This is a genomic window from Roseibium aggregatum (genome assembly GCF_017309185.1).
GTDB classification, from domain to species: domain Bacteria; phylum Pseudomonadota; class Alphaproteobacteria; order Rhizobiales; family Stappiaceae; genus Roseibium; species Roseibium aggregatum_B.
The window spans coordinates 20,427-45,117 of sequence record NZ_JAEKJZ010000009.1 but is presented as its reverse complement, the minus strand read 5'-3'; the positions used below and the strand labels follow the sequence as shown (position 1 = coordinate 45,117).

At 61.3% G+C, this 24,691-nt stretch carries 24 protein-coding genes; 8 read left to right on the top strand and 16 right to left on the bottom strand.

Annotation, left to right across the window (positions count from 1 at the left end; translation table 11 throughout):
• Window positions 1–39 precede the first annotated feature (39 nt).
• Both JF539_RS26685 and JF539_RS26680 read left to right on the top strand, forming a co-directional pair.
• Window positions 40–510 carry a MarR family winged helix-turn-helix transcriptional regulator gene (locus JF539_RS26685; RefSeq protein WP_207144275.1) on the top strand — a complete coding sequence of 157 codons (471 nt, stop codon included), beginning with the start codon at window positions 40–42 and terminating at the stop codon, window positions 508–510.
• Window positions 507–1,655 carry an FUSC family protein gene (locus JF539_RS26680; RefSeq protein ID WP_207144274.1) on the top strand — a complete coding sequence of 383 codons (1,149 nt, stop codon included), beginning with the start codon at window positions 507–509 and terminating at the stop codon, window positions 1,653–1,655. The genes JF539_RS26685 and JF539_RS26680 overlap by 4 nt, the downstream gene beginning before the upstream one ends.
• Before the next feature lie 16 nt (window positions 1,656–1,671).
• Here the strand turns inward: JF539_RS26680 and JF539_RS28085 are convergent, their stop codons facing one another.
• Together JF539_RS28085 and JF539_RS26670 are read right to left on the bottom strand one after the other, a co-directional pair.
• Complete coding sequence (locus JF539_RS28085) at window positions 1,672–2,520, bottom strand: peptidoglycan-binding domain-containing protein (protein WP_328809327.1); 849 nt, start codon at window positions 2,518–2,520, stop codon at window positions 1,672–1,674.
• Window positions 2,521–2,689: 169 nt separating this feature from the next.
• A complete protein-coding gene (locus JF539_RS26670; protein ID WP_207144273.1) occupies window positions 2,690–3,550 on the bottom strand; it encodes an alpha/beta fold hydrolase in 861 nt (286 codons plus the stop codon).
• A gap of 74 nt (window positions 3,551–3,624) precedes the next feature.
• Between JF539_RS26670 and JF539_RS26665 the strand changes: the two genes are divergently transcribed.
• Window positions 3,625–4,185: a TetR/AcrR family transcriptional regulator gene (locus JF539_RS26665; RefSeq protein WP_207144272.1), complete on the top strand. Its 561-nt coding sequence runs from the start codon at window positions 3,625–3,627 to the stop codon at window positions 4,183–4,185.
• Between the two features lie 48 nt (window positions 4,186–4,233).
• On the opposite strand, the gene infC is transcribed toward JF539_RS26665, so the two are convergent.
• Entirely contained in the window at window positions 4,234–4,773 is a 540-nt protein-coding gene (gene infC / locus JF539_RS26660; RefSeq protein WP_207144407.1) for a translation initiation factor IF-3, read from the bottom strand.
• Between the two features lie 279 nt (window positions 4,774–5,052).
• Here infC and JF539_RS26655 point away from each other — a divergent pair, with 279 nt between their 5' ends.
• Complete coding sequence (locus JF539_RS26655) at window positions 5,053–5,505, top strand: hypothetical protein (RefSeq protein ID WP_209017624.1); 453 nt, start codon at window positions 5,053–5,055, stop codon at window positions 5,503–5,505.
• 13 nt (window positions 5,506–5,518) lie between these two features.
• Here JF539_RS26655 and JF539_RS26650 read toward each other — a convergent pair whose 3' ends face one another.
• The 5 genes from JF539_RS26650 to JF539_RS26630 form a co-directional block, all read right to left on the bottom strand.
• Window positions 5,519–5,893 carry a YkvA family protein gene (locus JF539_RS26650; protein WP_207144271.1) on the bottom strand — a complete coding sequence of 125 codons (375 nt, stop codon included), beginning with the start codon at window positions 5,891–5,893 and terminating at the stop codon, window positions 5,519–5,521.
• Between the two features lie 70 nt (window positions 5,894–5,963).
• Window positions 5,964–6,212 (bottom strand): hypothetical protein, encoded by a 249-nt coding sequence (locus tag JF539_RS26645; protein ID WP_207144270.1) that lies wholly within the window; start codon window positions 6,210–6,212, stop codon window positions 5,964–5,966.
• A 20-nt stretch (window positions 6,213–6,232) separates the two neighbouring features.
• A complete protein-coding gene (locus tag JF539_RS26640; RefSeq protein WP_207144269.1) occupies window positions 6,233–6,439 on the bottom strand; it encodes a hypothetical protein in 207 nt (68 codons plus the stop codon).
• Between the two features lie 140 nt (window positions 6,440–6,579).
• A complete protein-coding gene (locus tag JF539_RS26635) occupies window positions 6,580–7,035 on the bottom strand; it encodes a host attachment family protein (protein ID WP_207144268.1) in 456 nt (151 codons plus the stop codon).
• Between the two features lie 166 nt (window positions 7,036–7,201).
• Window positions 7,202–8,890 carry an acyl-CoA dehydrogenase family protein gene (locus JF539_RS26630; RefSeq protein ID WP_207144267.1) on the bottom strand — a complete coding sequence of 563 codons (1,689 nt, stop codon included), beginning with the start codon at window positions 8,888–8,890 and terminating at the stop codon, window positions 7,202–7,204.
• A 174-nt stretch (window positions 8,891–9,064) separates the two neighbouring features.
• Here JF539_RS26630 and JF539_RS26625 point away from each other — a divergent pair, with 174 nt between their 5' ends.
• A complete protein-coding gene (locus tag JF539_RS26625; protein WP_207144405.1) occupies window positions 9,065–9,955 on the top strand; it encodes a YihY/virulence factor BrkB family protein in 891 nt (296 codons plus the stop codon).
• A 19-nt stretch (window positions 9,956–9,974) separates the two neighbouring features.
• Here JF539_RS26625 and JF539_RS26620 read toward each other — a convergent pair whose 3' ends face one another.
• Complete coding sequence (locus JF539_RS26620; RefSeq protein ID WP_207144266.1) at window positions 9,975–10,850, bottom strand: DMT family transporter; 876 nt, start codon at window positions 10,848–10,850, stop codon at window positions 9,975–9,977.
• Window positions 10,851–11,241: 391 nt separating this feature from the next.
• On the opposite strand from JF539_RS26620, the gene JF539_RS26615 reads away from it, so the two are divergent.
• Window positions 11,242–12,426: an NAD(P)/FAD-dependent oxidoreductase gene (locus JF539_RS26615; protein WP_207144265.1), complete on the top strand. Its 1,185-nt coding sequence runs from the start codon at window positions 11,242–11,244 to the stop codon at window positions 12,424–12,426.
• Between the two features lie 185 nt (window positions 12,427–12,611).
• Here JF539_RS26615 and JF539_RS26610 read toward each other — a convergent pair whose 3' ends face one another.
• From JF539_RS26610 to JF539_RS26585, 6 genes are all read right to left on the bottom strand, one after another.
• On the bottom strand, window positions 12,612–13,409 hold the full coding sequence (locus JF539_RS26610) for an alpha/beta fold hydrolase (RefSeq protein ID WP_207144264.1): 798 nt from the start codon (window positions 13,407–13,409) through the stop codon (window positions 12,612–12,614).
• Between the two features lie 81 nt (window positions 13,410–13,490).
• Entirely contained in the window at window positions 13,491–14,672 is a 1,182-nt protein-coding gene (locus JF539_RS26605; RefSeq protein WP_209017622.1) for an adenylate/guanylate cyclase domain-containing protein, read from the bottom strand.
• A gap of 174 nt (window positions 14,673–14,846) precedes the next feature.
• A complete protein-coding gene (locus JF539_RS26600; protein ID WP_209017621.1) occupies window positions 14,847–16,370 on the bottom strand; it encodes a glycosyltransferase family 39 protein in 1,524 nt (507 codons plus the stop codon).
• A gap of 5 nt (window positions 16,371–16,375) precedes the next feature.
• Entirely contained in the window at window positions 16,376–16,807 is a 432-nt protein-coding gene (locus tag JF539_RS26595; RefSeq protein ID WP_207144262.1) for a GtrA family protein, read from the bottom strand.
• The gene (locus JF539_RS26590; RefSeq protein WP_207144261.1) at window positions 16,797–17,831 is read right to left on the bottom strand and encodes a glycosyltransferase family 2 protein; all 1,035 of its coding nucleotides are present in this window, start codon (window positions 17,829–17,831) and stop codon (window positions 16,797–16,799) included. The genes JF539_RS26595 and JF539_RS26590 overlap by 11 nt, the downstream gene beginning before the upstream one ends.
• A 120-nt stretch (window positions 17,832–17,951) precedes the next feature.
• Window positions 17,952–19,787, bottom strand: a complete 1,836-nt coding sequence (locus tag JF539_RS26585; protein ID WP_236042687.1) for a B12-binding domain-containing radical SAM protein — start codon at window positions 19,785–19,787, stop codon at window positions 17,952–17,954.
• Window positions 19,788–19,999: 212 nt separating this feature from the next.
• Here JF539_RS26585 and JF539_RS26580 point away from each other — a divergent pair, with 212 nt between their 5' ends.
• Window positions 20,000–20,527, top strand: a complete 528-nt coding sequence (locus JF539_RS26580) for a hypothetical protein (protein WP_207144260.1) — start codon at window positions 20,000–20,002, stop codon at window positions 20,525–20,527.
• 88 nt (window positions 20,528–20,615) lie between these two features.
• Here JF539_RS26580 and secA read toward each other — a convergent pair whose 3' ends face one another.
• Window positions 20,616–23,384 (bottom strand): preprotein translocase subunit SecA, encoded by a 2,769-nt coding sequence (gene secA, locus JF539_RS26575; protein WP_207144259.1) that lies wholly within the window; start codon window positions 23,382–23,384, stop codon window positions 20,616–20,618.
• Window positions 23,385–23,653: 269 nt separating this feature from the next.
• Between secA and JF539_RS26570 the strand changes: the two genes are divergently transcribed.
• Window positions 23,654–24,535 (top strand): peptidylprolyl isomerase, encoded by an 882-nt coding sequence (locus tag JF539_RS26570; protein ID WP_236042686.1) that lies wholly within the window; start codon window positions 23,654–23,656, stop codon window positions 24,533–24,535.
• The last annotated feature ends 156 nt before the right edge of the window (window positions 24,536–24,691 follow it).

Here is a 24,691-nt window from a genome sequence, read left to right as displayed (position 1 = left end):
TGATTTGCAATTCAAATTAATTTGCTTTACGGATCGTCCATGAACGATCTTCCCGTCACGCCCAGATTCCGCTTCGGCATGTGTTTTTCCCAGTTGGCGCGCCGCTGGCGGCAGGTCATCGACCGGCACCTTGCGGCGGCCGGTCTTACCGACGCGACCTGGGTGCCGCTGGTCCATCTGCAGGAAACCGGTGGTGGCCTGACGCAGAAAGATCTGGCGGCGCGCATGGGCATCGATACGTCTAGCCTGGTCCGGCTGCTCGATATCCTGTGCCGGCAGAACCTGGTTGAGCGGCGGGTCGACGAAAAGGACGCGCGGGCGCGGCTGGTCTTTCTGACCCCGTCCGGGGCGGAGCGGGTGAGGGAGATCCGGCGGGAACTCTACCGGGCGGAGGAGGACCTCCTGGCGGACCTGTCTGACGCGGACGTGGAAGACGTCCTGACCAGTTTTGAAAAAATCGATGCGCGGCTCAGGGAGGCGCAGGCGCGGCAATCAAAAGAGGCGACATGACGCGCAAATCGGATACCTGCCCAAATGAGGCCACTGCGGAACTGGCGCTTCGCCGCCGCGATGCGGCGGTTCTTTTTCTTCATCGGCACCGGTTTCTGGAAAGTCTTTCGCTTTCGGCGCAGCCGTTCCTGCGCAACTCTCTGCTGGCCGGGTTTCAGGCCGCGCTAGCGGGAGCAATCGTTCTCCCGATTGTGTATTACCTGACGCCCTGGCCGCATCTGGCAGGGTTCGCTGCTCTTGGCTCGCTGGTCACCCTGTTCGGGCGGTTCGCTCCGGAAGCGGCTCAACGTCGGCGCATCGTGCTCTATAGTGCCGTTGCGCAGGTCCTGGGTGTCTTCGTCATGTCGGCGACCGGATGGCTCGGTCTGCCGTCTGTGCCGCAGCTTCTGCTCCTTGCCCTGGCGAGCGGCGTGTTCTTTTTCATCTCGCTCGCAGGCCGGTTCGGCCCTCCCGGGGCCTTGATCTTCATCTTTGCGGCAGGAGCCGCGATGGGCCCCCTGGACAGCTTCCACACTGTTCTGGAACGGGTGGCGGCAACCGCGGCGGGGGCGGCGCTGGCATGGGCCGTCTGTGCGCTCACGGAGCGGTTCCGCCATACGGGCGATCCCGAATTGCCTCTTCCGGTGGAGCCTCACCAGCCGGTGCGGGCACGTCTTTCGGCGGCGGCAAGGATTGTCCTGGGGGCGGCGCTGGCCGCCTTCGCGGTTCAGACGGCGGGTGCGGGGCATCCGACCTGGGCGGTCATGGGGGCGGTCGTCGTTCTGCAGGGCGCCAATTTGCAGATCAGCATGACCCGGGCCTTGCAGCGTATGGTCGGGTCATTGGTCGGTTCGGCGCTTGTCTGGTTCGTGCTGGCGCAGGAACCGTCCTTCGCGACGGTGATCCTGCTGGTCGCCTTTTTCCAGATTGCCACGGAATTCGTCATCGGGGCGAACTACGGCCTGGGACAGATCTTCGTGACACCGATGGCGCTGTTGATGACCTATCTGGCTGCCAACGGCGCCCATGGCGCGTCAATGGCACCGGAGCGGGTGTTCGACACGATCGTCGGTTCCCTGATCGGCATTGGTCTGGCGGTGGTGTTCTCTTCGCGCGACGACCGGCTTCACCTTGCCCGCCACCACGCGTCTCGTGCGCGGGCCTGACGCGCCGGGCGCGTTTTCAGGCAGTCAGCTTCGCCTTGGTCTTGGGACCGGCGATGCCGTCGGCGGTCAGGAAATTCTGCTTTTGGAACTCGAAGACGCGCGCGCCGGTCTTCTGTCCGAAAATGCCGTCTTCCACCAGTTTGGCTGCTTGTGACTGTCCCTTGTGGTTCAAGACGGATTGCAGCGCCGTCACCTCCTGCCCGCGCGCGCCCGTCCGGAGCATCTGCTTGCTGGCCTTCAGCTGCGCGATATATTTCTTCAGCCACTCGATCAGATAATCCTCGCTCAGCGGGAACAGGATCGGCCGGAATTCGGCTTCGCGGCTCTTGAAGCTCCGGGCCATGTTCAGCCCCTTGATGATTTCGTCGCGATCGTAACCCTGATGGAAAAACTGGAGGTGCTTCTCGCAGTTCAGCCAGCCCTGAATGATCTTGATTCTGTCCGCCTTGCTCAGCGGCGACGGGCCCTTGTAGTAGACGCCGCCATAGGCATAGAGCGCATCCAGCTTGTCGTGCTTGCGGGAATAGTAATTGTGCCTGAGGGCGGCGGAGACCACCTGCACGGACTGATCGTCCGTCAATTTGCCCTGGAGCTTGGTGGCGGTTCCAACCTTGGTTCTCGGCGGAAGGTTGGCCACGTAGTATCCGTTCTGGCGTGCTTGCTGCGTCTCGAACTTGTAAAATTCGGAGGGCTCCACCTGACCGAACCCCCAGGCGGTTCCCTTTTCCTGTTCCTGATTGTTGAACAGGGATTCTTCCCAGCAGATGGCAATCAGCAATTCCCAGCTGAAGACATAGGGAATGCCGTGGTTCTTGCCGATCAGGGCCTTCATTTCATCGTAGGACTTGCCAGGCAGTTTCGGCATGAATGTCTCCGATCCGCTTAGTTGGCTGGATGAGATAATAAAATCAAATGCTCATAATTACCCGCTCCGGTCTGAGCGACGGCGCAATTTCGTTCGATAAAACCATTCGTAGCTCGCGGTAATGTAGCATACCGCTACGTTACTGTGAGCCCGTCTTGTGACCCCGGCTTCAATTCGAAGAGAGGAGGTCGGGCCATACAGCTGCGCTGCGCCTGGAAAAGACCTCGATATGGCCGAGGCTTGCCAGGCCATAGTCCGACGGGCGCAGGTTCCGGTACTCGATGCGCTCCCTGGGAAACACCTCGGCATATCTTCCGACGCTGGCCGGCGGGACCACGACGTCGTCTTCCATCGTGAACATCTTGAGTTCACGACCTTCCTGGCGAAAATCGGGCTCCGGCAGGCTGACGCCGATGTCGGCGTTAAAAAAATCCCTGCTGGTGCACCATTTTCGCCATTGCCAGTAGACGCCGGCCGGCAGGTCCTCCCCAAGAAGGAGGCTTTTGCCGGGCAGATATCCCGCCAACGTCGTGGCGACCGGCCCCACAAGAAACCAGAACGCCAGCACCTTCGGGCGGTAACTCCAGGGATGATCGGTGAAGTGTCCGAACCCCGCTCCGACGGTGATGATCCTTTGGTACCGCGCGTCGAACGGACGAAACGCAAACCCCAGCCCGCCTAGGGAATGACCGATTGTCCAGAGCGGGCCGATTGGCGCGAGCTCGGACAGGGTGCGTTCCGCGGCGGCCTGATCGAGCACCGCCCAGTCGGTAAATGTCGTCGGGCTGTCGCGGAGAGGACGATGAGCGGATTCCCCGAAATCCCGGTAGTCGTAAGTGAGAACGCCGAAGCCGTTGTCGGCGGCCCAGGTCGCGAAGTTGCGGTAGTAGCGCTGGTGGACGCCCGTCGCCCCATGGAGAACCAGATTGGCCCGGACCGTGCCGGAAGGCTCGTAGTAGTAGCCCTGAAGCCGTGCTCCGCGAGCCTGGAATTCCACCGCTCTTACACTTCCGCCGATGTCTTTCAACATAGCCATCCCCTAATAGACCGACTGGTCTAATACACCCTCTAGACCAATCGGTCTAGAGGGTGTAGAGGATTTGAATGTCCGAACCATCGAGCCGAAACCGTCTTCTGAACACCGCCGCCTCCCTGTTCAGGCGGAAGGGGTATGATGGTGTCGGCCTGGCGGAAATCCTCTCGGAAGCCGGGCTGCCCAAAGGGTCGCTCTATCATCACTTTCCGGGTGGCAAGCGTGAGCTGGCCGAGGAAGCGACACTCTGGGTGGGCGGGATTATCGAAAATGTCGTCGCCGAAGCCTTCGTGGAGGCCGGTACTTTCCGGGAAGGGGCCGCCAACACCTGCCGGGCGATCGCCAGACTGGCGACGCAGCAAGAGCGGCTTCTTGCCTGTCCCGTCATGAGCATGCTGCAGGCGGCTTCACAGGATCCCGAGTTGAGACAGGTGGCCTGCACGGTCCTGGACAAATGGAAGCGCCGGCTCGCCGGATATGCGACGCAATTCGGCTGCGCCGACCCCGAGGCAGCGGCGGAGCAGGTTCTCGTCATGGTTCAGGGCGCCTGGATTCTGGCGCTTGCGGACCAAAGTGGCGCGCCGCTCGAACGACTGGCGGAGCGGCTGTTGCGCGATCCGGCCTTTCAATAAAAAACCCCGCCGAAGCGGGGTTTTGAAAGTCTTCTGCAAAGCGCGTGCTTACTTCAGCGGCGCGAGCACCATCACCATCTGACGGCCTTCCAGCTTGGGTGAGGATTCGACCTTGGCGATCTCGGAGGTTTCCTCGCGTACCTTGTTGAGCAGGTTCATGCCCAGGTCCTGGTGTGCCATTTCGCGGCCCCGGAAACGGAGCGTGACCTTCACCTTGTCGCCTTCGTTGAAGAACCGCAGCATGCTCTTCATCTTCACGTCGTAATCGTGCGTGTCGATGTTCGGACGCATCTTGATCTCCTTGATCTCGACGGTCTTCTGCTTTTTCCGGGCTTCTGCGGCTTTCTTCTGGGCCTGGTACTTGTACCGGCCATAATCCAGGATCTTGCAGACAGGCGGATTTGCGTTCGGCTGGATTTCTACGAGATCCAACCCGGCTTCCATCGCGATATCCATCGCTTCTTCTGTCGGGATGACGCCACGGTTGGCGCCTTCGTGATCAATCAACTGGACTTCGCGGACGCGAATTTCCTGGTTTGTGCGCGGGCCTTCCTTCGTGGGTGGCGGGGCGCGGAACGGACGGCGAATGGTCGAGATCTCCTCTATCGTTTCAACGTTTTCTACATGGCGCAGGGACTGGCTCGGTTCATACGCAAAAAGCCTCGGAACTCGGGTGCCAAGGTCAGTATCGCGCGTTTCCAAACGCCATCCCTTAAGTTCCTGCGAAATCGGCAAAAAGTCAACCGAAAACAGCGAATCCGGGGATTTCCGGCCCCGGTTGCGCCAGCCGTTCTCGTGGCTGCGCCCTTGCATTCCCGGGGAGCAGACTTCAAGTAGGGGCAAGGCGTTTTCAGGAAGGACACGGGTTTGGACGGCGGCAAGTTTTTGTTTCAGCTCCTCAAGATCGTATTCGGGTTCATTTGCGGACTGCTGGCCTCCGGCCTGTTTCTTGCGTGGGGCCTCTTCCGGGCAGCCCATCCGGAACAGGACCCGGTTGCCTTCGCCACGATGGTCGGGACGGGGCTGGTCGGCGCCAGCGTCATCGGCGCCGCATCGCTCGTTCCCGCATCGATTCTGATCGGCGTCGCCGAACTTGCCCGTCTGCGCGGCCTGGTGTTTCACGTGGCCGCGGGCGGGGGAATCGCTTTCCTTCTGTGGACACTCGGAGCACCGCAGGAGGCCGGAAATATCCGGCCCGGCAGTGTCGTGGTTCTTGCGGCGGGTTTCTTCGCGGGCGCGGTGTACTGGCTGATCGCGGGAAGAACTTCGGGGTCATGGCGAAACGACGCGCTCCCCGGCCCGGACGGAAATCCGGATTAAGGTCTATGGGGGCTTAGATTTCCCCATCCTTCAGTGCGTCGCGGGCGGCCTGGTAGTGATCCTCGCGCATGTGGCTGCGGATCATAGCGAGAGCGCCCATCAGTACCGTGGCGTCGTCGGCAAAGCCGACGGCAAGGATCAGATCGGGAACCGCGTCGAGCGGCAGCACGAAATAGGCAAGTGCCGCCAGGGCCGTCGCCCGGACCTTGGTCGGGGTTGCCGGGTCCAGCGCGCAATAATAACCAGCTACGACGTCTTCCATGAAGGGGATCTGCCGCGCGGCCTTGCGCGCGGTCGCCAGGAGTTTCTGGCGAACCGACTTTTTCTGGTCCTCCTCGGGACCCAAGATTTCCGGATCGAAACCGAGGTCTTCGAATGTCGTGTTCATCCGGACAGCCTACCGTTAATGACGCTCAAGAGATAGGGTCTTCGGCCCGGTTCTTCAATGATCGATGGCTTCAGAGCGTTGCCGCACTGAACTCGTCCGCCTGGGCGGCCTCGTCGTATCCGAGCCGCTCCAGCGCACGATCGACCTTGCGAAGCAGCTCTCCAGAAGGCTCGGGGCCCGCCATCGGACCTTCGGTCGCGGCGCGTTCCAGTGCCCGGGCATCTTCTCTCAGTCTGATCAGCCCTTCGACACGTTCCTTGCGGCTGCGCGTTTCGTCGTTCAGCAGCGTGGAAATCTGGGATGTGATCCTGTCCTTCATCTGTAGACTCCTTGCTGGTGTCAGTAAAACAAGTGAAAAACCAGCGCGATGAGCGAAAAAAGCATTCCGGTCAAGGCGCAGCCGACCGTGATCGCTTTCCAGTCGATTTCGTGAGCCTTGCTCTCCATTCCGGTGCCCAGGCGTGTGTGTTTGGCATGCTGATAATCGAAGCCGTGATAGACGTTCATCTCGTCCTCGTCTCGTTGACCCTTCGTACCGGTCCGCATTCGTTGCCGGCCGGTTCCTGAGAGGATAACGCTTGGACGGCGCATTCGTTCCAGAAGACGTCGGTCCGCAGCCGGAAACGAAAAAGGAAGGCCTGGTGAAGACCTTCCTCCAAAACGTCGACCGGCTTGTCCGGGCGCGCTCAGCCGCTGGCCAGAACGAGCTTCTCGATCTTGTCGACAGGATGATTCGTCAGGTCCTTGCCGATCTCCGCGATTACCCGTGAGGTGACCTCCTTATGGAGATGCTTTCGGACTTCGCCGAGGACGGAGGGCGCTGCCACGAGAACGATTTCGTCGAATTTTCCCTTGTGGGCGCGCTTGTAGAGCATGTCGGCGAGATCCGAGGCGAAACCCGATTCCGCAAGAGCGTGCCAGTCCGCCTCCGAGACCGCGCTGCGGTGACCGTTCGAGCCGTCGCTCAGTCGACCGGGCCTGTCCGACATCTGTTCCCGGTTGGGAGGGTTGTCCTGGGTTTCCTTCTTGAAGATTTCCAGGTTGGGGAATTTCTCGTCTCCTGCATTGCGCAGGAACAGAGCCTTGGTGCCATCGGCGACGACAACCCAGCCATTGTGTTTCAGACGGATCGGTTCGCTCATTTCGTCCTCCTTCACTGGTGTCACCAAGGAAACGGGTCAGGCGTCGATCCGTTCCCAGGTTTCGCCCAAAGATCATCCTCCCAACCAATTTATGCTTTTCGATGGGGAGTGTAAGTCAGGGGAAATGCGCAGTAAGCCGGGACGGGGGGCCGTCCCGGCTGGACATTCAGGCGTTGCCGCGGGTTTCCAGGAGCCGTCGGGCGATCACCTGGGCCTGGATTTCGGCGGCGCCCTCGAAGATGTTCAGGATACGGGCATCGCACAGAACGCGGGAAATGGCGTATTCCAGAGCGAAACCGTTGCCGCCGTGGATCTGGAGCGCATTGTCGGCGGCCGCCCAGGCTACCCGGGCGCCGAGCAGCTTGGCCATGCCGGCTTCCAGATCGCAGCGCTTGCCGGAATCCTTCTGCCAGGAGGAGAAATAGGTGAGCTGACGCGCGATCATCAGTTCCACGGTCATCATCGCCAGTTTGTCGGACACCCGTGGGAATTCGATCAGGGCCTTGCCAAACTGGATACGCTCTTCCGCATAGCGCAGGCCGAGATCCAGAGCGGACTGGGCAACGCCAAGCGCGCGGGCGGCGGTCTGGATTCGCGCGCCCTCGAACGTCTGCATCAACTGCTTGAAGCCTTCGCCCTCGACCTGACCGAGCAGGTTCTCCGCCTTGACCTCGAAGCCGTCGAAGGCGATTTCATATTCCTTCATGCCCCGGTAGCCGAGCACCTCGATTTCGCCACCGCTCATGCCTTCGGCGGGAAACGGATCGTCATCCGTACCGCGCGGCTTTTCGGCGATGAACATGGACAGGCCCTTGTAGCCCTTCTCGTCCGGATTGGTGCGGGCGAGAAGCGTCATGATGTCGGCGCGCACCGGATGGGTGATCCAGGTCTTGTTGCCCGAGACCTTCCAGACATCGCCGTCCCTGACTGCGCGGGTCTTGAGCGAGGCCAGGTCGGAGCCGGTGTTGGGTTCGGTGAAAACCGCTGTCGGCAGCACTTCGCCGGAGGCGATTTTCGGTAGCCAGTGCTGCTTCTGCTCCTCCGTGCCACCGCACAGGATCAGTTCCGCCGCGATCTCCGAACGGGTGCCGAGCGAGCCGACGCCGATGTAGGCGCGCGACAGCTCCTCGGAGACCACGCACATGGCTTCCTTGCCAAGACCCAGTCCGCCGTAGTCTTCCGGAATGGTCAGGCCGAAAACGCCGAGTTCCGACATCTGGCCGATCACTTCAAGCGGGATGTACTCGTTCTTCAGGTGCCATTCATGGGCATTCGGAACGACGGTGTCTTCCGCGAAGCGCCGCATCTCGTTGCGGATCTGCTCCATGGTGTCGTCGAGGCCGGGGTCGCCGAAGGTCGAGTGGCCCGCCTGGTCACGGATCAGGCGTGTGATCTCGCCGCGGATTTCCGGCGTATTGCCGGCTTCGATCAGCGCGTCGATATCCGCGGTCCGGACAGATTTCGCTTCCTCGGAGGATATGCCGAGGTCGGAAAGACGGACCACCTCACCCTGGTTCATGGGGATGCCGCCGAAAATCTGGGCGAGATACTCGGCAAATCCAAGTTGAACGATCCTGTCTTCCAGGGCGCCGTAACGGCCTTCCCCCTTCAGCCGCTCCGCATAGGCGTTGAGCTGGCGGAGGGATTCGACATAGGTCGCCAGCCAGGCAAGGCCGTGGGCCGCGCGTTGCTCGCGTTCCATGAGCGAAGAGGAAATGCGTCCGTCCGCGGTCACCCGCTCGCGCACGCGCCGGGCGGCGAGGTCCAGCAGGCGGTCGAGCTCCGCGACGGCGGCATCCAGGCGGTCAGTTTGGCTCTCCGGCATTCCTGCCGCCGATACGGCTGCAGAGGTCATGGGCGTTCTCCGTATTCATTTGTTGCGCTCGTGCGCTTTTGTTTGAAGCTATGTTGCGTCGCACACCGGCTTTTGTCGAGTTGGAATTTCTCCATCTTTTGGAGGGGGCGGTTTTGACGCCGAAGCCCGGCCCGGCACTTGACGGACCAGCCGACACCGGGCCAGATCACGGGCATGAGAGCCCGCCAGACCCTGAAATCGATTTATGCCGTTCTGAAGGATGCGATCGGCCATTTCGCCCGCGACGACGGCTTCGCGATGGCGAGCCATGTCGCGCTGTCCGGTCTGCTGGCGGTCTTTCCGCTGCTGATTTTCATCGCCTCGCTTGCGGCCTTTTTCGGTTTCACCGGCGCGGCGGACCGGGCCTCGGAGCTTCTGTTCGATACCTGGCCGGAAAGTGTGGCCGCTCCGGTGGCCAAGGAGATCAAGAATGTCCTGACGGTGCGCCGCGGCGACTTGCTGACCTTCGGCGCGGTTGCTGCCCTGTGGTTTTCGTCAAATGGCGTGGAGGCGCTCAGGACCGCGCTCAACCGGGCCTATCGGCAGCAGGAGCATCGCAATTTCGTTCTGCTGCGGCTGCAATCGATCGGGCTGGTGCTTCTGGGGGCGGGCATCATGCTGGTCTACACGTTTCTCGTGGTTCTGGCGCCGCTGGCACTGGCGACCCTCGAACAGTATGTGCCGAAAATCGAGGCCTTCCTCCTGTCGATCAACGTGGCCCGGTTCACGCTGGCCGGCTCCCTTCTGGTGATCGGCCTGTTCATCACCCATTGGCTGCTGCCGGCGGGCAAGAGAAGGTTTCACGATCTCTGGCCGGGGGTTCTGGCGACGCTGGTCATGTGGATCGTCGCGGGCAGCGTGTTCGGCGCCTATCTGGCCAGCTTCGCCAACTATGTGTCGACCTACGGTGGTCTGGCGGGGATCATGACCACGCTGATCTTTCTCTATATCTGCGCGCTGTTGTTCATCCTGGGCGGCGAGGTCAACGCGTCGATTTCCCGGCAGCGGCAGATCCGGCGGCTGGAGAATGGAATGGGCGGGAAGGCGAGAGGCTCGCAGGCCTGAAGAGCTTCCGGCCTCCCTCTCAGGCCTTGTGCTGGCGGCCCCGGATCGCCAGGACCGCGCCGACGACCAGCGCCATGCCTGCGATCTGACCGACCGACAGCGTTTCTCCGAACAGGAAATAACTCTCCACCGTGGTGGCGACGGGCACGAGGTAGAACAGGCTGGCGACCCTGGAGACTGCCCCTTCCCGGATGAGCAGCATCAGGAGCAGGATCGCGCCGACGGAGAGGACGAGAACCAGCCAGGCCAGGGCAAAAACCAGCTCTCCGGACCACTCGATCCGCCAGCTCTCCAGGAAGCTGAGCGGTGCTGTCACGATCAGGGCGCCGACATATTGCCAGACTGCCGAGGACAACAGATCCAGGCCCTGCGCGAACCGCTTCTGGTAGACGGTTCCGAGGCTGATGGCGAAAACGGCGAGAAGAACCGCCGCGATTGTTGCCGGGGTGATGCCCGTGCCCGAAAGGTCGAAACGGGGAGCGAGGACGAGAGCAAGGCCACTCGCCCCGACCGCCATGCTGAGCCAGTGCTTGCGGGAGACCGTTTCATCCAGCAGCGCAACTGCCGTGACTGCCGTCAGAACGGGCTGAAGCCCGACGATGATGGCCGAGGTTCCGGCCGGCATGCCCTGCTTGATCGCCCAGAAGACGCCTCCGAGATAAATTCCGTGGACCAGCATGCCGACAACGATGCAATGGCCAATCTCGAGACGTCTTGCCGGCCAGGATTTCGCCAGCAGCAAGGCGAGCGGTCCGAGCAGCACCAGTACCGCGGCAAATCTCAAGGTGAGAAACACCATCGGCTCGATATAGGGAGCGCCGAGTTTCGATCCGACGAAACCGGTTGACCACAAAAGAACGAACAACGCCGGGGCGATTTTGGCGAGAGTTTTCAAGGAAGCCTCGGGGATGTGGCCGGAAGGCCGGACTGGCGGTTGCAAACACGGATCGCGAAGCAAGCTCGCGAGCGCCGGGCCCGCAGTCACAAGCTGTGCCGGGACGATGCGCGAGGAGGCCCTTTTATCAGATCGGCAGGTTTCGTCATTCCAAAAAGACATCGGAATTGAAGGTTTTTCGGATCAACCCCGGATCTTGCCTCCATCGCCGGGGCCACTGCAACCAGGGCAACCGGATGGATTTCGCGAACGGGACCGGATCCCGCCGGGTGCCGCCGCTCTTCGTTGAAGGCGGTGCCCAGGCGTCAATTCGCCCTTCTGGCGGCCATGCATTCTTTCTGCTAAGCCTTCCGGGCCTGAGAAAAGCCGAACTTGAAAGAGGCAGGGGAGAATGCAGGAAGAAATCGTCATTGTCGGTGCCGGCCAGGCCGGTGCCCAGGCCGCGCAATCCTTGCGGCAGGGAGGTTTTGAAGGTCCTTTGCGCCTGATCGGCGACGAAGCCCATCCGCCCTATCAGCGCCCTCCGCTGTCTAAGAAGTATCTGGCAGGCGAGATCGGAGCCGAAGCCCTGTGGCTGCGCCCATCCGCCTTTTATGCCACCAACACCATCGACCTGATCCCGCATACCACGGCGGTGGCCGTGGACAGGGACGCAAAGCGGATCGAACTCCAAAACGGCGATACGCTTTCCTACGGCAAACTCATTCTTGCCACCGGCACCAGCGCACGTCGTCTGCTGCTTCCCGGCGCCGACAAGGAAGGCGTTTACACATTGCGGACGATCGCCGATGTCGATCTCATCCGTCAGAGGCTTCTGGAAAGCAACCGGCTCGCGATCATCGGTGCGGGCTATATCGGGCTCGAAGTCGCAGCGGTCGCCAGGACGCTGGGCAAGGAGGTAACCGTTCTGGAAGCCCAGGACCGGCCGATGAAACGTGTCATCAGCCGGACCGTCTCGGATTTCTTTTCCGGGCTGCACCGGGAACATGGCGTGGACCTTCGGTTCGATACGGGTGTCGAGTCCATTGAAGGCAGCGGCTCGGTGACCGGGGTGAAGCTTGCCGGGGGCGACATCCTGCCCACCGATCTGGTGCTGATCGCCGTCGGTGCGGAGCCCAACGACACCCTTGCTTCCGATGCGGGGCTTGAAACCGACAACGGCATTCTTGTCGACGGCGCCTGCCAGACGAGCGATGAGAATATTTACGCCGCCGGCGACTGCACGCGGTTCTACTCCAACCGCTATCAGCGCTCCGTGCGCATGGAAAGCGTCCAGAACGCGATCGACCAGGCCAAGGCGGTCGCGCAGGTGCTCCTCGGCCAGGATGTCGACTACGATCCGCTGCCATGGTTCTGGTCGGATCAATACGACATCAAGCTCCAGATCGCCGGTCTGTCGGAGGGCTATGACGAGACGATCGTGGTCGGGTCTCCGGAAGCGCGCAAATTCTACGTGGCCTATCTCAACGGGGGCAAGCTGATCGCCGTCGACAGCATCAATTCTCCGCGTTCCCACATGATGGCGCGCCGGGTGATCGGCGAGCCCTGGCGAACGGATCTCTTGCCGGAGGCGTGACGGGTTTGCCATTTGCCGAGAGCAAGTTCTTCCGGCGGCGGCTTTCCCGAGACCCTGGCTTTTGAGGTTTCAGGTGTTGCCTGTCCGCGGTCATCCCGGATCGCCGCTTTTCTGCGGCCGGGATGACGAAGGCTGTGTTTGCCAAGGTCTCCGACGCGAGAGACGGACCGGCGGGGAGGCGCGGGTCAGTCACACACCGCATTCTGCAGGATAAGCCGAACGACCTTGTTTGGAATTTCCAGGTGGGGCATGTGGCCGACCCGTTCGAAAATGTGGGTCGCGACGATGCCGGGCAGCTTGTGGGACTGACGGGTCGGCAGAACGCGGTCCTGGGTGCCCCAGATCACCTTGATCGGCATCGGCAGTGCTGCCAGTTCGTTGCGCGGCAGGGTTTTTTGCACCGTACCGTCGATGATCTCCTCGGCGATTGCCTCAAGCGTCGCGACGGCGCCAGGCCGGGCTCGGCCTTCGGCGGCAGTTTTGGCCAGGAATTTAGGCAGCTTGAACTCCCAGCCGAAAAACTGTTCGAGCAACATTTCCATCTCGGGGAGCTCGGTCGCCGCAGCGTAGCGGCGCAGCAGCTTGTGATTGATTTCCGGCCCGAAACCGCCCGGCGCGAGCAGGGTCAGGCTGGCGACCTTGTCGGGGTTTTTCAGAGCGACCAGGGCGGCGATAGCACCGCCCATGGAGTGGCCGACAAGATGCACGCGTTCCAGGCCAAGGGCTTCCAGAGACTGGGCCACCGCCTTGGCCGCGACGCCGGCATTGCCGATCCTGGGCCAGTCGAGGGCATCGCCGTGCCCCGGCAGATCGAAGGCGATGGAGCGCTTCTTCGCCGCCAGTCCTGTCTGGATGTTGATCCAGGTCTGGCGGTCGCCACCGAAACCGTGGAGCAGGATGACAGGCGCGCCGGTGTCCTCACCGGTTGCTTCCTGATCCTTGAAGGGCAGGTGAGTTTTTGCGCTAGGACTGAGATCGCTCATCGTTTTTCGTCTTGTGTTATCGTGTCTGACAGGCGTGGAAAGCCTTCCCCCGGGCGAGAAGTGTTAAAGCAAGGTCAAGGGTTATTCCAGAGCGAAAAGCGGCTGCGGAGCGGAGAAGCCGTCCAGCGCAAAGGCGCCGACCGGCCGCGACCGATGCCCGGCGCGGCGTGCGACGTCCTCGGTCATCAAAACGTCGGTGCCGACGGTTTTCGTCAGGCTCTCGATCCGGGCCGCCGCATGCACGGTCTGGCCGATGACGGAAAAGGTCAGCCTCTGCGGTACGCCGATATTGCCGAACATGACGGAGCCCACAGACAGTGCGACCCCGGCACGCAACGGGTGAGCCGTCGCGGGATTGGCGTTGATCGCCGTCAGTTTCACGCGGGTTTCGTCCGTGGCCGCAAGCGCCTGGACGATGGCGTTTTCCAGGCTTTGCCGGCCGATCGGGAAAACGCCCAGAACGGCATCGCCGATGAAGTCCAGGACCTCGCCGCCCTTGCTCAGGATCGATCCGGCGGTGGCATCGAAATAGGTGTTGAGCCAGGCAAGGTAGGCATCCGGTCCGAGCTTCTCGGCAATCGCGGTCGAATTGCGCATGTCGCTGAAATAGATCACCGCATCGACGGTTTCGCCGTCTCCGTGGCGGATCTGTCCCGCCAGGACCTTGTCGCCGGCGATCTTTCCGAGATAGGTTTCGGCGATGGTCCGGCCGATCTGGCTCTGCAGGGTCGCGCGGGCGGCAAGCGCAAAGCGCCTTTGAATGTAGGTGATGGCGCTCATGGCGTCGTCGCTGAAGCCGTTTTCCGCGCGTGTCGCCCAGCTTATGACAATGCCCGTCGTGCCGACTTCGCCGGGTATGGTGGGGATCTCGAATCGTGTCGGGATCACGATGTAGTCGGAGTAGCCGCGCGAGGAAAGGTCCGCCAGAAGCGGAAATTCCGATGGTGCGTTGGCATTGGCGAGCCGGCGGCGCAACATGGGTTCGCCGCTGATCAGGACCGCGCGCATCGGGCTGTTGAGCCACTCGTCGCTTTCCGCTTCGTGATGGGTGAATTGCGAATGCTGAACCTCGGAGCCCGCTTCCCAGCACACGGTTTCCGCCTCGATGAGGGGATGGAGCGTCGACCATCCCAGAAGCGCACGGTCGATCGGTACGCGGCAGGCGCGCAGGCGCTCGCACATTTCGGCGAACATCGCCGCCAGATTGGGTGAACCGAGAGCCTGGTCTATCAACCAGTCCTCGACGCCGTCGATGTCCGCCATGTCGATCATTGCGTCAAGTTAGTGAGCTTTTGTTCCGGTTTCCAGACAGCGCGGTCAGGCAAAATCCTGTTTGATGCAGGGCAATCGCATTTTGTTCGGGAGCGTTTGCAATCGCCACCAGGTCGCCCCTTCAGGGGGAGAGGGACTTCGGCGATTCCAAATGGAATTGCCATGTTATTCGGCGGGCCGGACGGCGACCTTGCCCGGCGGCACGATAACCCAGTTGACGATTGCCTCGGGAATGTCCGCCGATGACTGATAGGGGACCGTCATCTGTCCGTCCCGGACGGCGTCCGGGTAGAAGGACTGGATCTCCCTGAGCGGCTTTTTCCGGTCGCCGCGCCAGACGATCATCAGGCCCTTGGACTGAACGTCGACAATATCGATCCAGGGGCTCTGATCCAGATCGTGCAGATAGAACATGGAGGGCCGTCCGGGAGCGTAGAGCGTGACATTCGCCGCCGACCACATGTCGCCGGCCACATAGGCGAGATCCGTTCCGGTTTCAGCTTTCCAGACGCGCGCGAGTTCCTCGGCGACGGCCCGGCCCGGATAATGCATCCGGGTCTGTTTCTTTTTCCAGTAAGGTTCGAGGACGGCCTGTCCGAAAAGAACGGTCAGAAAGATCGCCTGGATCGCGATCGCCACGATCAGGGCGCGGCGGGGATGAGGCCAGAGGACAGGCAGCTTCAGGTATCTGACGGCGACGATCCCGGAAAGCACGAACATCGGCGTGCCCCACATGTGCTCGAACTCGTTGCCGGTCGCGGCGGAGGCGAGAACGACGACGGCAAGCGGCAGGAAGGCGAACCACAGCAGGAAGCGGTCGTTCTCCTGGGCGACGGAAGTTTCGGCTTGCGCGTATCGGGCGCGGAAGGACCGCAGACCGCTCCAGCCGAGACCCGCAAGGACCGCGATGAACACTCCGGCATGATTGCCAATCTGGGCAAGCAGGAAGTTGAGAGGATTATAGACGTGATCGAAAAGCGACAGCGCAGGTTTGCTGCGGCCGGCCGCATAGCGGAGCGTCAGGAAGTCCGTCTCGATCAGCCAGGAGAGATGAGGCACGAGCAGGATCGCGCAAACGATCATGGCGAGCCAGGGTCCTGCGGACAGAATGCGTCTGCGTGCGTCGGCGAAGACAAGCGCATAGAGGCCGATGGCTCCGATCGGCAGCAGGACGAAATACTTGGTATAGAGCCCGAAAGCGGACAGGACACCGAGCGCCAGCCAGTCGGGCAGGCGGCCTTTGTCCACTGCCCGGTGAAAAAAGAAGAACATGCCCGCCCAGATCGGGATCTGCAGGATGTTCGGATTGAATTCCGGCAAGGGCAGGGTGAAGTAAAAGGTCACGCCGGTGAGTACGACGGCCCAGAAGGCCTGCCAGCCGGTCAGCCCCAGGCGGCGGGCAAGCGCCCAGATAAAGCCGTAGCCGATTGCCACGGAGAGCGCGCTCAGCCAGTAGGCGCTGAACGTATGGCCTGCGGTCAGCCGGTAACCGGCTTCCAGCAGCCAGGCCTGCATGGGCGGATGCTTGGTGTAGCCGAGTTGCAGCTCCCGGCCCCAGGCGAACCCTTCCACGACATCGAGAGGAGGGCCCGGGAAGAACAGGCTCGGGATCAGTGCGTAGAGCAGGCAGACAAGCCCGGCGTAAATCAATGTCGCGCGCGCGACGCTCATGGTCTGCGAGGTCTTCATGGAACTCAGCTTTCCGCCGGATGATGGGAAAAGGCCCAGAGCCGCGCGGCCATGAAGGTCAGCGCCGGTACGATGGCGATGGAAAACAAGAGCCCCATGAGCTCGGACCAGGGGGTCAGTTTCAGCCAGAGCGACAGGATCGCCGTATTGAGCAGGAAGCCGGAGACGGAGACAATCAGGAAACGGACAATGCTTTTGACGGCGGTGCCTTCCTGGCGCAGGTGAGCGAAGCTCCAGAAGTAATGCCCGCCGAAAGAGACCCAGAAGGCCACCAGATAGCCGCAGAGATTGGCGGCCAGAGGCGGCAAGGCGCCGCTCTCCAAAAGGCCGGCAGCCACCGCGGCGTGGGTCAGGGTTGCCAGCACACCGACCACGGCGAATTTGCCCGCGGAAGCCGTTTCGGTCTTCAGCTTGTGAAACTTCGCCTCAGTCGTCATCGGTCGCCTGGTGCGGTTTGCTGCCGGAGCCGGGTTTCGCGCCTTCGATGGTATCCTGAACGATAAAGACCGGCCGTTGCTTGGCTTCTCCGAAGAGGCGAGAGACATATTCGCCGATCATTCCGATGGAGAGCAGCTGAATACCCGAGAAAAACAGCAGCGCGACCATGAGCGAGGCGTAGCCGGGCCAGTCGACACCGTAAATCATGACACGGATCGTGAGGTAAAAGGCGTAGGCGAAGGCGCCGAATGAGATGATCGCGCCACCATAAAACCAGATCCTGAGCGGCAGGGTGGTAAACCCGGTCAGGCCGTCGAGCGCGAAGTTCCAGAGTTTCCAGTAGTTGAACTTGCCCATGCCCGCCTTCCGCGGCAGCCGTTCGTACGGCACCGCCATGGCCGGAAATCCGACCCAGGCAAACAGGCCCTTCATGAAGCGGTTGCGTTCCGGCAGCCTCAGAAGCGCGTCGATGACGCATCGGTCGATGAGACGGAAGTCGCCGGCGTTGGCAGGCATGTCGATGTTGGCCAGCCGGTTGAACAGCCGGTAGAACATGTCAGCGGTGGAGCGTTTCATCAGGGTGTCGGAGGAGCGGTCCACGCGAAGGCCGTAGACCACGTCGTAGCCCGCGCGCCAGCCGTCCAGCATTTTCACGATGAGGTCCGGCGGGTCCTGGAGATCGACATCCATGATGATGGCGATGTCGCCCCGGACCGCCTCGAGGCCGGCAGACAGGGCCGCTTCCTTGCCGAAGTTGCGCGACAGGCCCAAAAGCCTCCCGGGCAAGCCGTCGCGCAGCCTTGCGCTTATGATGTCTGCGGTCCGGTCCCGGCTGCCATCGTCGATAAAAACATATTCGTAAGCCAGGCCGGTCGCATCGAGGATCGGACGGGTGGCATCGAGAAAGTGTCCGATGACGGCCTCTTCGTTGAAGACCGGGACGATCACGGTAAGCATCGGCAACGGGGGCCGGGACGTCTTTCGCCGGGTCACGTAGATTTCGGAGGAAGTCGTTGGCTGCATGGACAACTGGATTCGATTGATATCCGGCGCAACCTGCCGGAAATCGGTTCGAAAAGCCAGCCCAAGACCATTCAGGTCATGCGAAACCGTTCGAAATTGCCCGGGAAGCGGAGGCGGAGCCTATCCGACAGCGCTTTTCTCAACCTCTTCGGCCGTTTCCCGCTTGCTCCTGCCGATAATCTCTTTCTGCCGTTTGGCTTTCGAGACGGCTTCCTTGGCCGAGGCATTGAGGTTGAAGATTTCCAGGTTTTCTTCTTCGGCGTCCGTCACGGGCTGGATCGCGAAATCGGTGTAGCACGCGCTTGCCGGGTCTTTCTGGATCCGCTTGCGCATCCGGTGGATCTTCCAGCCGTAAAGGCCGAATCCCAGATATTTCACCAGGCTTTCAAGCGCGAAGAGCGGATAATGGACGGCGGCCGGAAGGCGGCGGTAGCCGGGCCTGCGCTGGCGCGGGTCCTTGAAGCGGAAATAGCCGCATTGTTGCGGGTGAATGCCCTCGAAGCGCATGGCGCCATAGATCTGCAGGCACATGCGCCAGACCCGCACGGGCTTGATGCCGTAGGCGACGTTGCGGCGCATCAGCGTTTCGACATGCTCGTCGGTGTAGTACCAGTCCCAGATGTCCCGGTAGGTGTTCTGCCAGACTTCCGGGCTCATGATCGGGTGTTCGCAGGTCGTGTGTTCGAGGTCGTAGCGATTGAGGTCGGGGTCGAGCCAGGTGCCGTTTTCATAAAGCTTCTGGTGATCCTCGGACCCGGGCAGGGGGGTGAGCATCGTGAACTCGAGCATGTCAACGGGCAGCTCCCGCTTGATGATCTCAATGTCCCTGCGGATGCTTTCGGGCGTGTCGTTGGGAAGACCCATAATGAAGCCGGCATAGGTCATGACGCCAGCTTCCTTCCACAACTGGAACATCTTGCGGTATTCGGTGATGCGGTTCTGGCCCTTTTTCATGTGGGCAAGGTTTTCCGGATTGATGCTCTCCAGGCCGATGAACACGTGGCTGCAGCCGGCGCGGGCCGCCTTTTCGATGAAGTTCGGCAGGCGGTGGGCAAGCGTGTCGACCTGGATCAGAAAGTTGATCTTGATGCCGTCTTGCGCCTTCAGCTGAATGATCCGGTCGAAGATCGCTTCCCAGTTCTTGTTGCGGGCGAAGTTGTCGTCGGTGATGAAGAAGGAATGGATACCCTGGGCGTGGTTCGCGCGGATCAGCTTTTCGATATCGTCCGCGTCGCGCCAGCGGGACTTGCGGCCCTGAACGTTGATGATGGTGCAGAAAGAGCATTGGAAGGGGCAGCCGCGCCCGGCGTCGAAGGAAGACAACTTGCCATCATATCGGCGCACGATGGATTCCGGCAGCAGGGGGGGAACCTGATGCTGCAGACCCGGCAGGTCGTTCATGACGTTGTAGACCGGTTTCAGGGTGTCGTTCGCCGCATCGCTTAACAGGCTCTCGAAATGCTCTTCCGCCTCACCGGCGAAGAGAACGACACCCATGTCCAGGGCTTCCTGCAAATCGGCTGGCGTGTCCTTCAGCATCGACAGGCAGCCGGAAACGTGAAACCCGCCCATGATGACGGTGACGTCCTGACTGCGAAGCTGGCGGGCAATGTCGAGGGCGCGGGGAAACTGGTTGGACTGGACCCCGACGAGACAGACGATGCCGCCCTTGTTCCTTGTCTTGCCGGCGATTTCCTCAAGCGGTACGCGCATGGTCATCTCGTCAAAGGCGTTGACCGAAATGTCCGTGTCCGGACCGAGTGTGCTTCTCTGCGCGCAATCCCGGGCGATCGAGTAAAGGCAGGCCATGGAATTCGAGGGGATCCAGGCTTTCCACCACTGCAGGACATACCCGTCGTCGTCGTAGTGAGACGGCTTGATAATCTCGACGTGAAACGTACCCATTCCCATGGCCTCCGCTGCCGCGCTTGCCGCGCGGCCTTCGGGAGATGGCATGACTGCTTGTTGTTCTTGAGCCTTTCCCGAATTCCCAATCCAGGCTTGCCCGCACATGACGCAGGGTAATCCAGGCTTTCACGGCACACAAGAAGCGGCCAGGCGTTTTAGAAGCCCGACGGGCTGACGCCCAGGAAAACCAAAAAGGTCTCGGTTGTGTTAGGTTGAGTAGCCTTCGATGGTTGTGGATGTGTCAGCGCGAGGAGGGGGAAATGTGGTGGGAAGCGAGGGTTGTCAGCGGTTCGATTTACGTTTGGCTCTTTTTTGCCTTTCTGGTTCTGGGCTGCCTCTGGTGGTTCGTCCTGGACAGCAGGGCCTCACAGAAGTGGCCGCTGTTTGGCAGGGATATCTTTGGTGCGGGTTTGTTTTATTTTTTCACATGCATCTTCGTCATTGTCGTGCACGGAGCCAACAATGCCTCCACGCTTTACGATGCGAAGGGTGAATTCGAACCAACCGTGCTGGAGGAAGACTTCACACTTGGCCTTTTCGTGGCCATGAAAGACGTTGGCACGCTTGTCGGCATTGCGCTGGGATTTCTGTCGCTTGCGTGGGGACGTTTCTTCGAGCACACGATGCGGAGTTCAGCGGGAAATGGTGCGGAGGCGGCCACGGTCAAACTGGCCTTGCGGTCCGAAAACGGCGTCGTGAAAGTCAGCGGCCTAACGATTGATATCGAAGACGCTCCGGAAAAAAACCTAAGTTTCTTTGAAATGAAGGGACGGATAGCAGTCAGGTGATGCCGGGTGGCTTTGCCTGCCGCCGTCGGAAGCCGGGCACGATCCAATGCAAAGGATCGTGCCCGGCTGAAGAATGTTGCGCGATGTTTTAAACCAGCGCCCCGTGGCAATGCTTGAATTTCTTGCCGGAGCCACAGGGGCAGGCCTCGTTTCGGCCGACCTTGCCCCAGGTGGAGGGGTCGTTCGGATCGCGCTGCACAGGGGCGCCCAGCTGAGCGTCCGCAGCGGCCATCTCGTCTTCACCGGTGAGCGGGTCGATGTGATGGGCGTGCATTTCCGGTGTCGCCGGCATTTGCGGCGGCTGTTCGGTGACGAGTTCGACACGCTGCAACTGGGCCGTGGTCATCTGGCGCAACTGCGTCAGCATGGATTCGAACAGTGTGAAGGCCTCGGTCTTGTATTCCTGCAGCGGATCGCGCTGGGCGTAGCCGCGGAAACCGATCACGGACCGCAGGTGGTCCAGGTTGGCGAGATGTTCGCGCCACAGGTTGTCCAGGGTCTGAAGCAGGACGGCCTTCTCCACCTGACGCATGATGTCGGGGGAATATTTGGCGACCTTCTGCGCCATCGCCTCGTCGGCGGCCTTGCGCAGGCGTTCCTTCACCTGCTCGTCCGCGATGCCTTCCTCGGCCGCCCAATCCTTCACCGGCAGATCGAGGTTGAGATACTTGCGCACCTCTTCTTCGAGGCCTTCGGTGTCCCATTGCTCGGGATAGGCGCGCTCGGGAATGTGGGCGGAGACCAGGTCTTCGATGACGTCGTGGCGCATGTCCGCCACCGCATCCTGGATCGCGTCGCTGTCCATGAGTTCGATGCGCTGCTCGAAGACCACCTTGCGCTGGTCGTTCATGACGTCGTCGAACTTCAGAAGGTTCTTGCGGATGTCGAAGTTGCGCGCTTCCACCTTCTGCTGGGCCTTTTCCAGGGCCTTGTTGATCCAGGGGTGGATGATCGCCTCGCCTTCCTCGAGACCTAGTTTGCGGAGCATGCTGTCCATGCGCTCGGAGCCGAAGATGCGCATCAGGTCGTCCTGCAGCGACAGGAAGAACTTGGAGTGGCCGGGATCGCCCTGGCGTCCGGAACGGCCGCGAAGCTGATTGTCGATGCGCCGGCTTTCGTGGCGCTCCGTGCCGATCACATAAAGACCGCCGGCTGCCAGCGCCTTTTCCTTCAGTTCGTTGACCTTCGCGCGGATCTGCGCCTCTTTCGCGGTGCGCTCGTCGCCTTCGGGCATGTCGCCCAGTTCCGTGGCGATCTGCATGTCCGCGTTGCCGCCGAGCTGAATGTCGGTGCCGCGGCCGGCCATGTTGGTTGCGATCGTCACCGCTCCGGGAAGGCCCGCCTGCGCGACGATGAAGGCTTCCTGCTCATGGTAACGCGCGTTCAGGACCGCGAAGACTTTCGACTTGCCGTCGTTTTTCGTCTGCGCATCCGCGTAACCGGCAGGGTCGCTCAGGTCGGCCTGCTTGTAGCCGTGTTTCTTCAACAGCTCGGCCAGAAGCTCCGATTTCTCGATGGAAGTCGTGCCGACCAGCACCGGTTGGCCGCGTTCCTTGCAGTCGTCGATGAGCTTGACGATGGCATTGAACTTTTCCTGGAAGGTCCGATAGACCTCGTCGTCGTCGTCGCGTCGCTGGACTTCAACGTTCGTCGGGATCTCGACGACCTCGAGCTTGTAGATGTCGGCGAACTCGTCCGCCTCGGTGGACGCCGTACCCGTCATGCCGGCGAGTTTACCGTACATGCGGAAATAGTTCTGGAACGTGATCGAGGCGAGGGTCTGGTTTTCCGGCTGAATGCGGACCTTCTCCCGGGCTTCCAGCGCCTGGTGCAGGCCTTCGGAAAAGCGCCGGCCCGGCATCATGCGGCCGGTAAACTCGTCGATGATGACCACTTCGTTGTTGCGGACGATGTAGTCCTTGTCGCGCTGAAACAGCTTGTGAGCTTTCAGTGCCTGTTGCAGATGGTGGACAATGGAGACGTTCTCGACGTCGTAAAGGGAATCGCCCTTCAGGAGATCGGCCTCGCTCAACAGGTTCTCAAGCTTTTCGTTGCCCGCCTCGGTGAAGGTCGCCGAGCGCTGCTTCTCGTCCAGCTCGAAGTCTTCTTCCGTCAGATGCGGAATGAAGGCGTCGACCGTGTTGTAGAACTCGGAGCGGTCTTCGAGCGGTCCGGAAATGATCAGCGGCGTACGCGCCTCGTCGATCAGGATCGAGTCGACCTCGTCGACGATGGCGAAGGCATGGCCGCGCTGCACCATCGCCTCGCGCTCGTGCTTCATGTTATCGCGAAGATAGTCGAAGCCGAATTCGTTGTTGGTGCCGTAGGTCACGTCGGCGGCGTAGGCGGCGCGGCGTTCCTCGTCCGAAAGGCCGTGGGTGATGCAGCCGACGCTGAGGCCGAGAAACTTGTAGACCTGGCCCATCCAGTCGCTGTCACGCTGTGCGAGGTAGTCGTTCACGGTCACCACATGGACGCCGTTTCCGGCCAAGGCGTTGAGATAGACCGGGGCGGTTGCCACCAGGGTCTTGCCCTCACCGGTGCGCATCTCGGCGATCTGGCCGGAGTTCAGTACCATGCCGCCGATCAGCTGAACGTCGTAATGACGCTGCCCGAGCGCGCGGCGCGCCGCTTCGCGCACGGTAGCGAAAGCGGGGGCGAGAATGTCCTCCAGGCTTGCGCCGTTCTTCAGCTGCTGCCGAAATTCATCGGTCCTGGCGCGCAACGCCTCGTCCGACAATGCCTGTACTTCCGGCTCAAGGGCATTGATCTCGTCGACCGTCCCTTTAAATACCTTCACCTTCCGGTCGTTCGCCGACCCGAAAATCTTACGTGCTAAAGCGCCAAGGCCAGCCATGTGGCGGTCCTTCCCTGAAGGGCGGCGCCAATTGGCAATTGTGGCGCCTGCCCATGAAATCGTCTCAATTGGTGTCCACGTTGCCCGCGAGCGGAAAACGCCGGCAGGCTCATGCGGCCGAAAAGATGCCATCCCAGCCCGAAAGCAGGGTCGCCCGACAGATAAGAGGGGGCTGAATGCTTGTCAACGCCGCTGGAATAGGCAATGTAGCCACGCCCCCGCGTTCGGGGGATAGAATAATTTCTGTTCCTATACGTAAAGGACCTCTCATGTTCCGAATTTCGATGCGCAGGCCGGCTCAGGCTCTTGCCGTTTCCTTCCTGGCCCTGACGCTCGGATCCGCCAGTCTGTCCGCCGCGGAGCCGGACGATGTGGTCGCCAGGGTCGGCGACGCGGAAGTCACGGAAGCCGATCTTGCTTTTGCCGCGCAGGATCTCGGCCCGCAGCTGCAGCGGTTTCCGCCTGCGCAGTGGCGCGAGCTTCTCCTCGATGCCGTCGTGGACATGGAACTGATGGCCCAGGCCGCACGTAAGGACGGTCTGGACCAGGATCCGGATTTCAAGCGGCAAGTGGAATTTCTGGAGCTGCAGGCCCTGCGCAACGCCTATCTTTCCCAGAAGATCGGCGGGGAAATTTCCGACGAGGAAATCCAGGCCGCCTATGACAAGGAATTCGCGGACTTCGTCGGCGATGAGGAAATCAATGCCCGTCACATCCTGGTGAAGGAAAAGGCGGAAGCCGAAGCCCTGATCGAGGAACTAGACGGCGGCGCCGATTTCGCCGAACTGGCGAAGGAAAAGTCCACGGGACCATCTGGCCCCAACGGCGGCGATCTCGGATATTTCACCCAGGGACAAATGGTCAAGCCGTTCGAAGATGCGGTTTTCGCACTGGAACCGGGCAGCTACACCAAGGAACCGGTTGAAACCCAGTTCGGCTGGCATGTCATCAAGCTGGAAGACAAGCGCCGTCAGGAAAAACCTGCCCTGGAAACCGTCACCGATCAGTTGCGTCAGCAGCTTTTCCGCGAGCGCTACGAGGCCAAAATGGCCGAACTCAAGGACGCGGTCGAGATCGAGATTCTCGATGAGAAACTGGCGAAGGCGGACGACGAGGGCAAGGCGAGCGAAGAGACCGAAAAGGCCGAGTGAGACCCGCCGCTTCTTTCCCATGAGGCCCGGCAGCGCTGCGCTGCCGGGTTTTTTTGTTTTTTGTCTCGCCGGCGCGGCCGTCGCCTGAAAAGGCTTGCGCTTGTCCTGCGCTTGTGAGTAGGGACTGATTATTCGTTTTCTGACCGGAACCGCTTC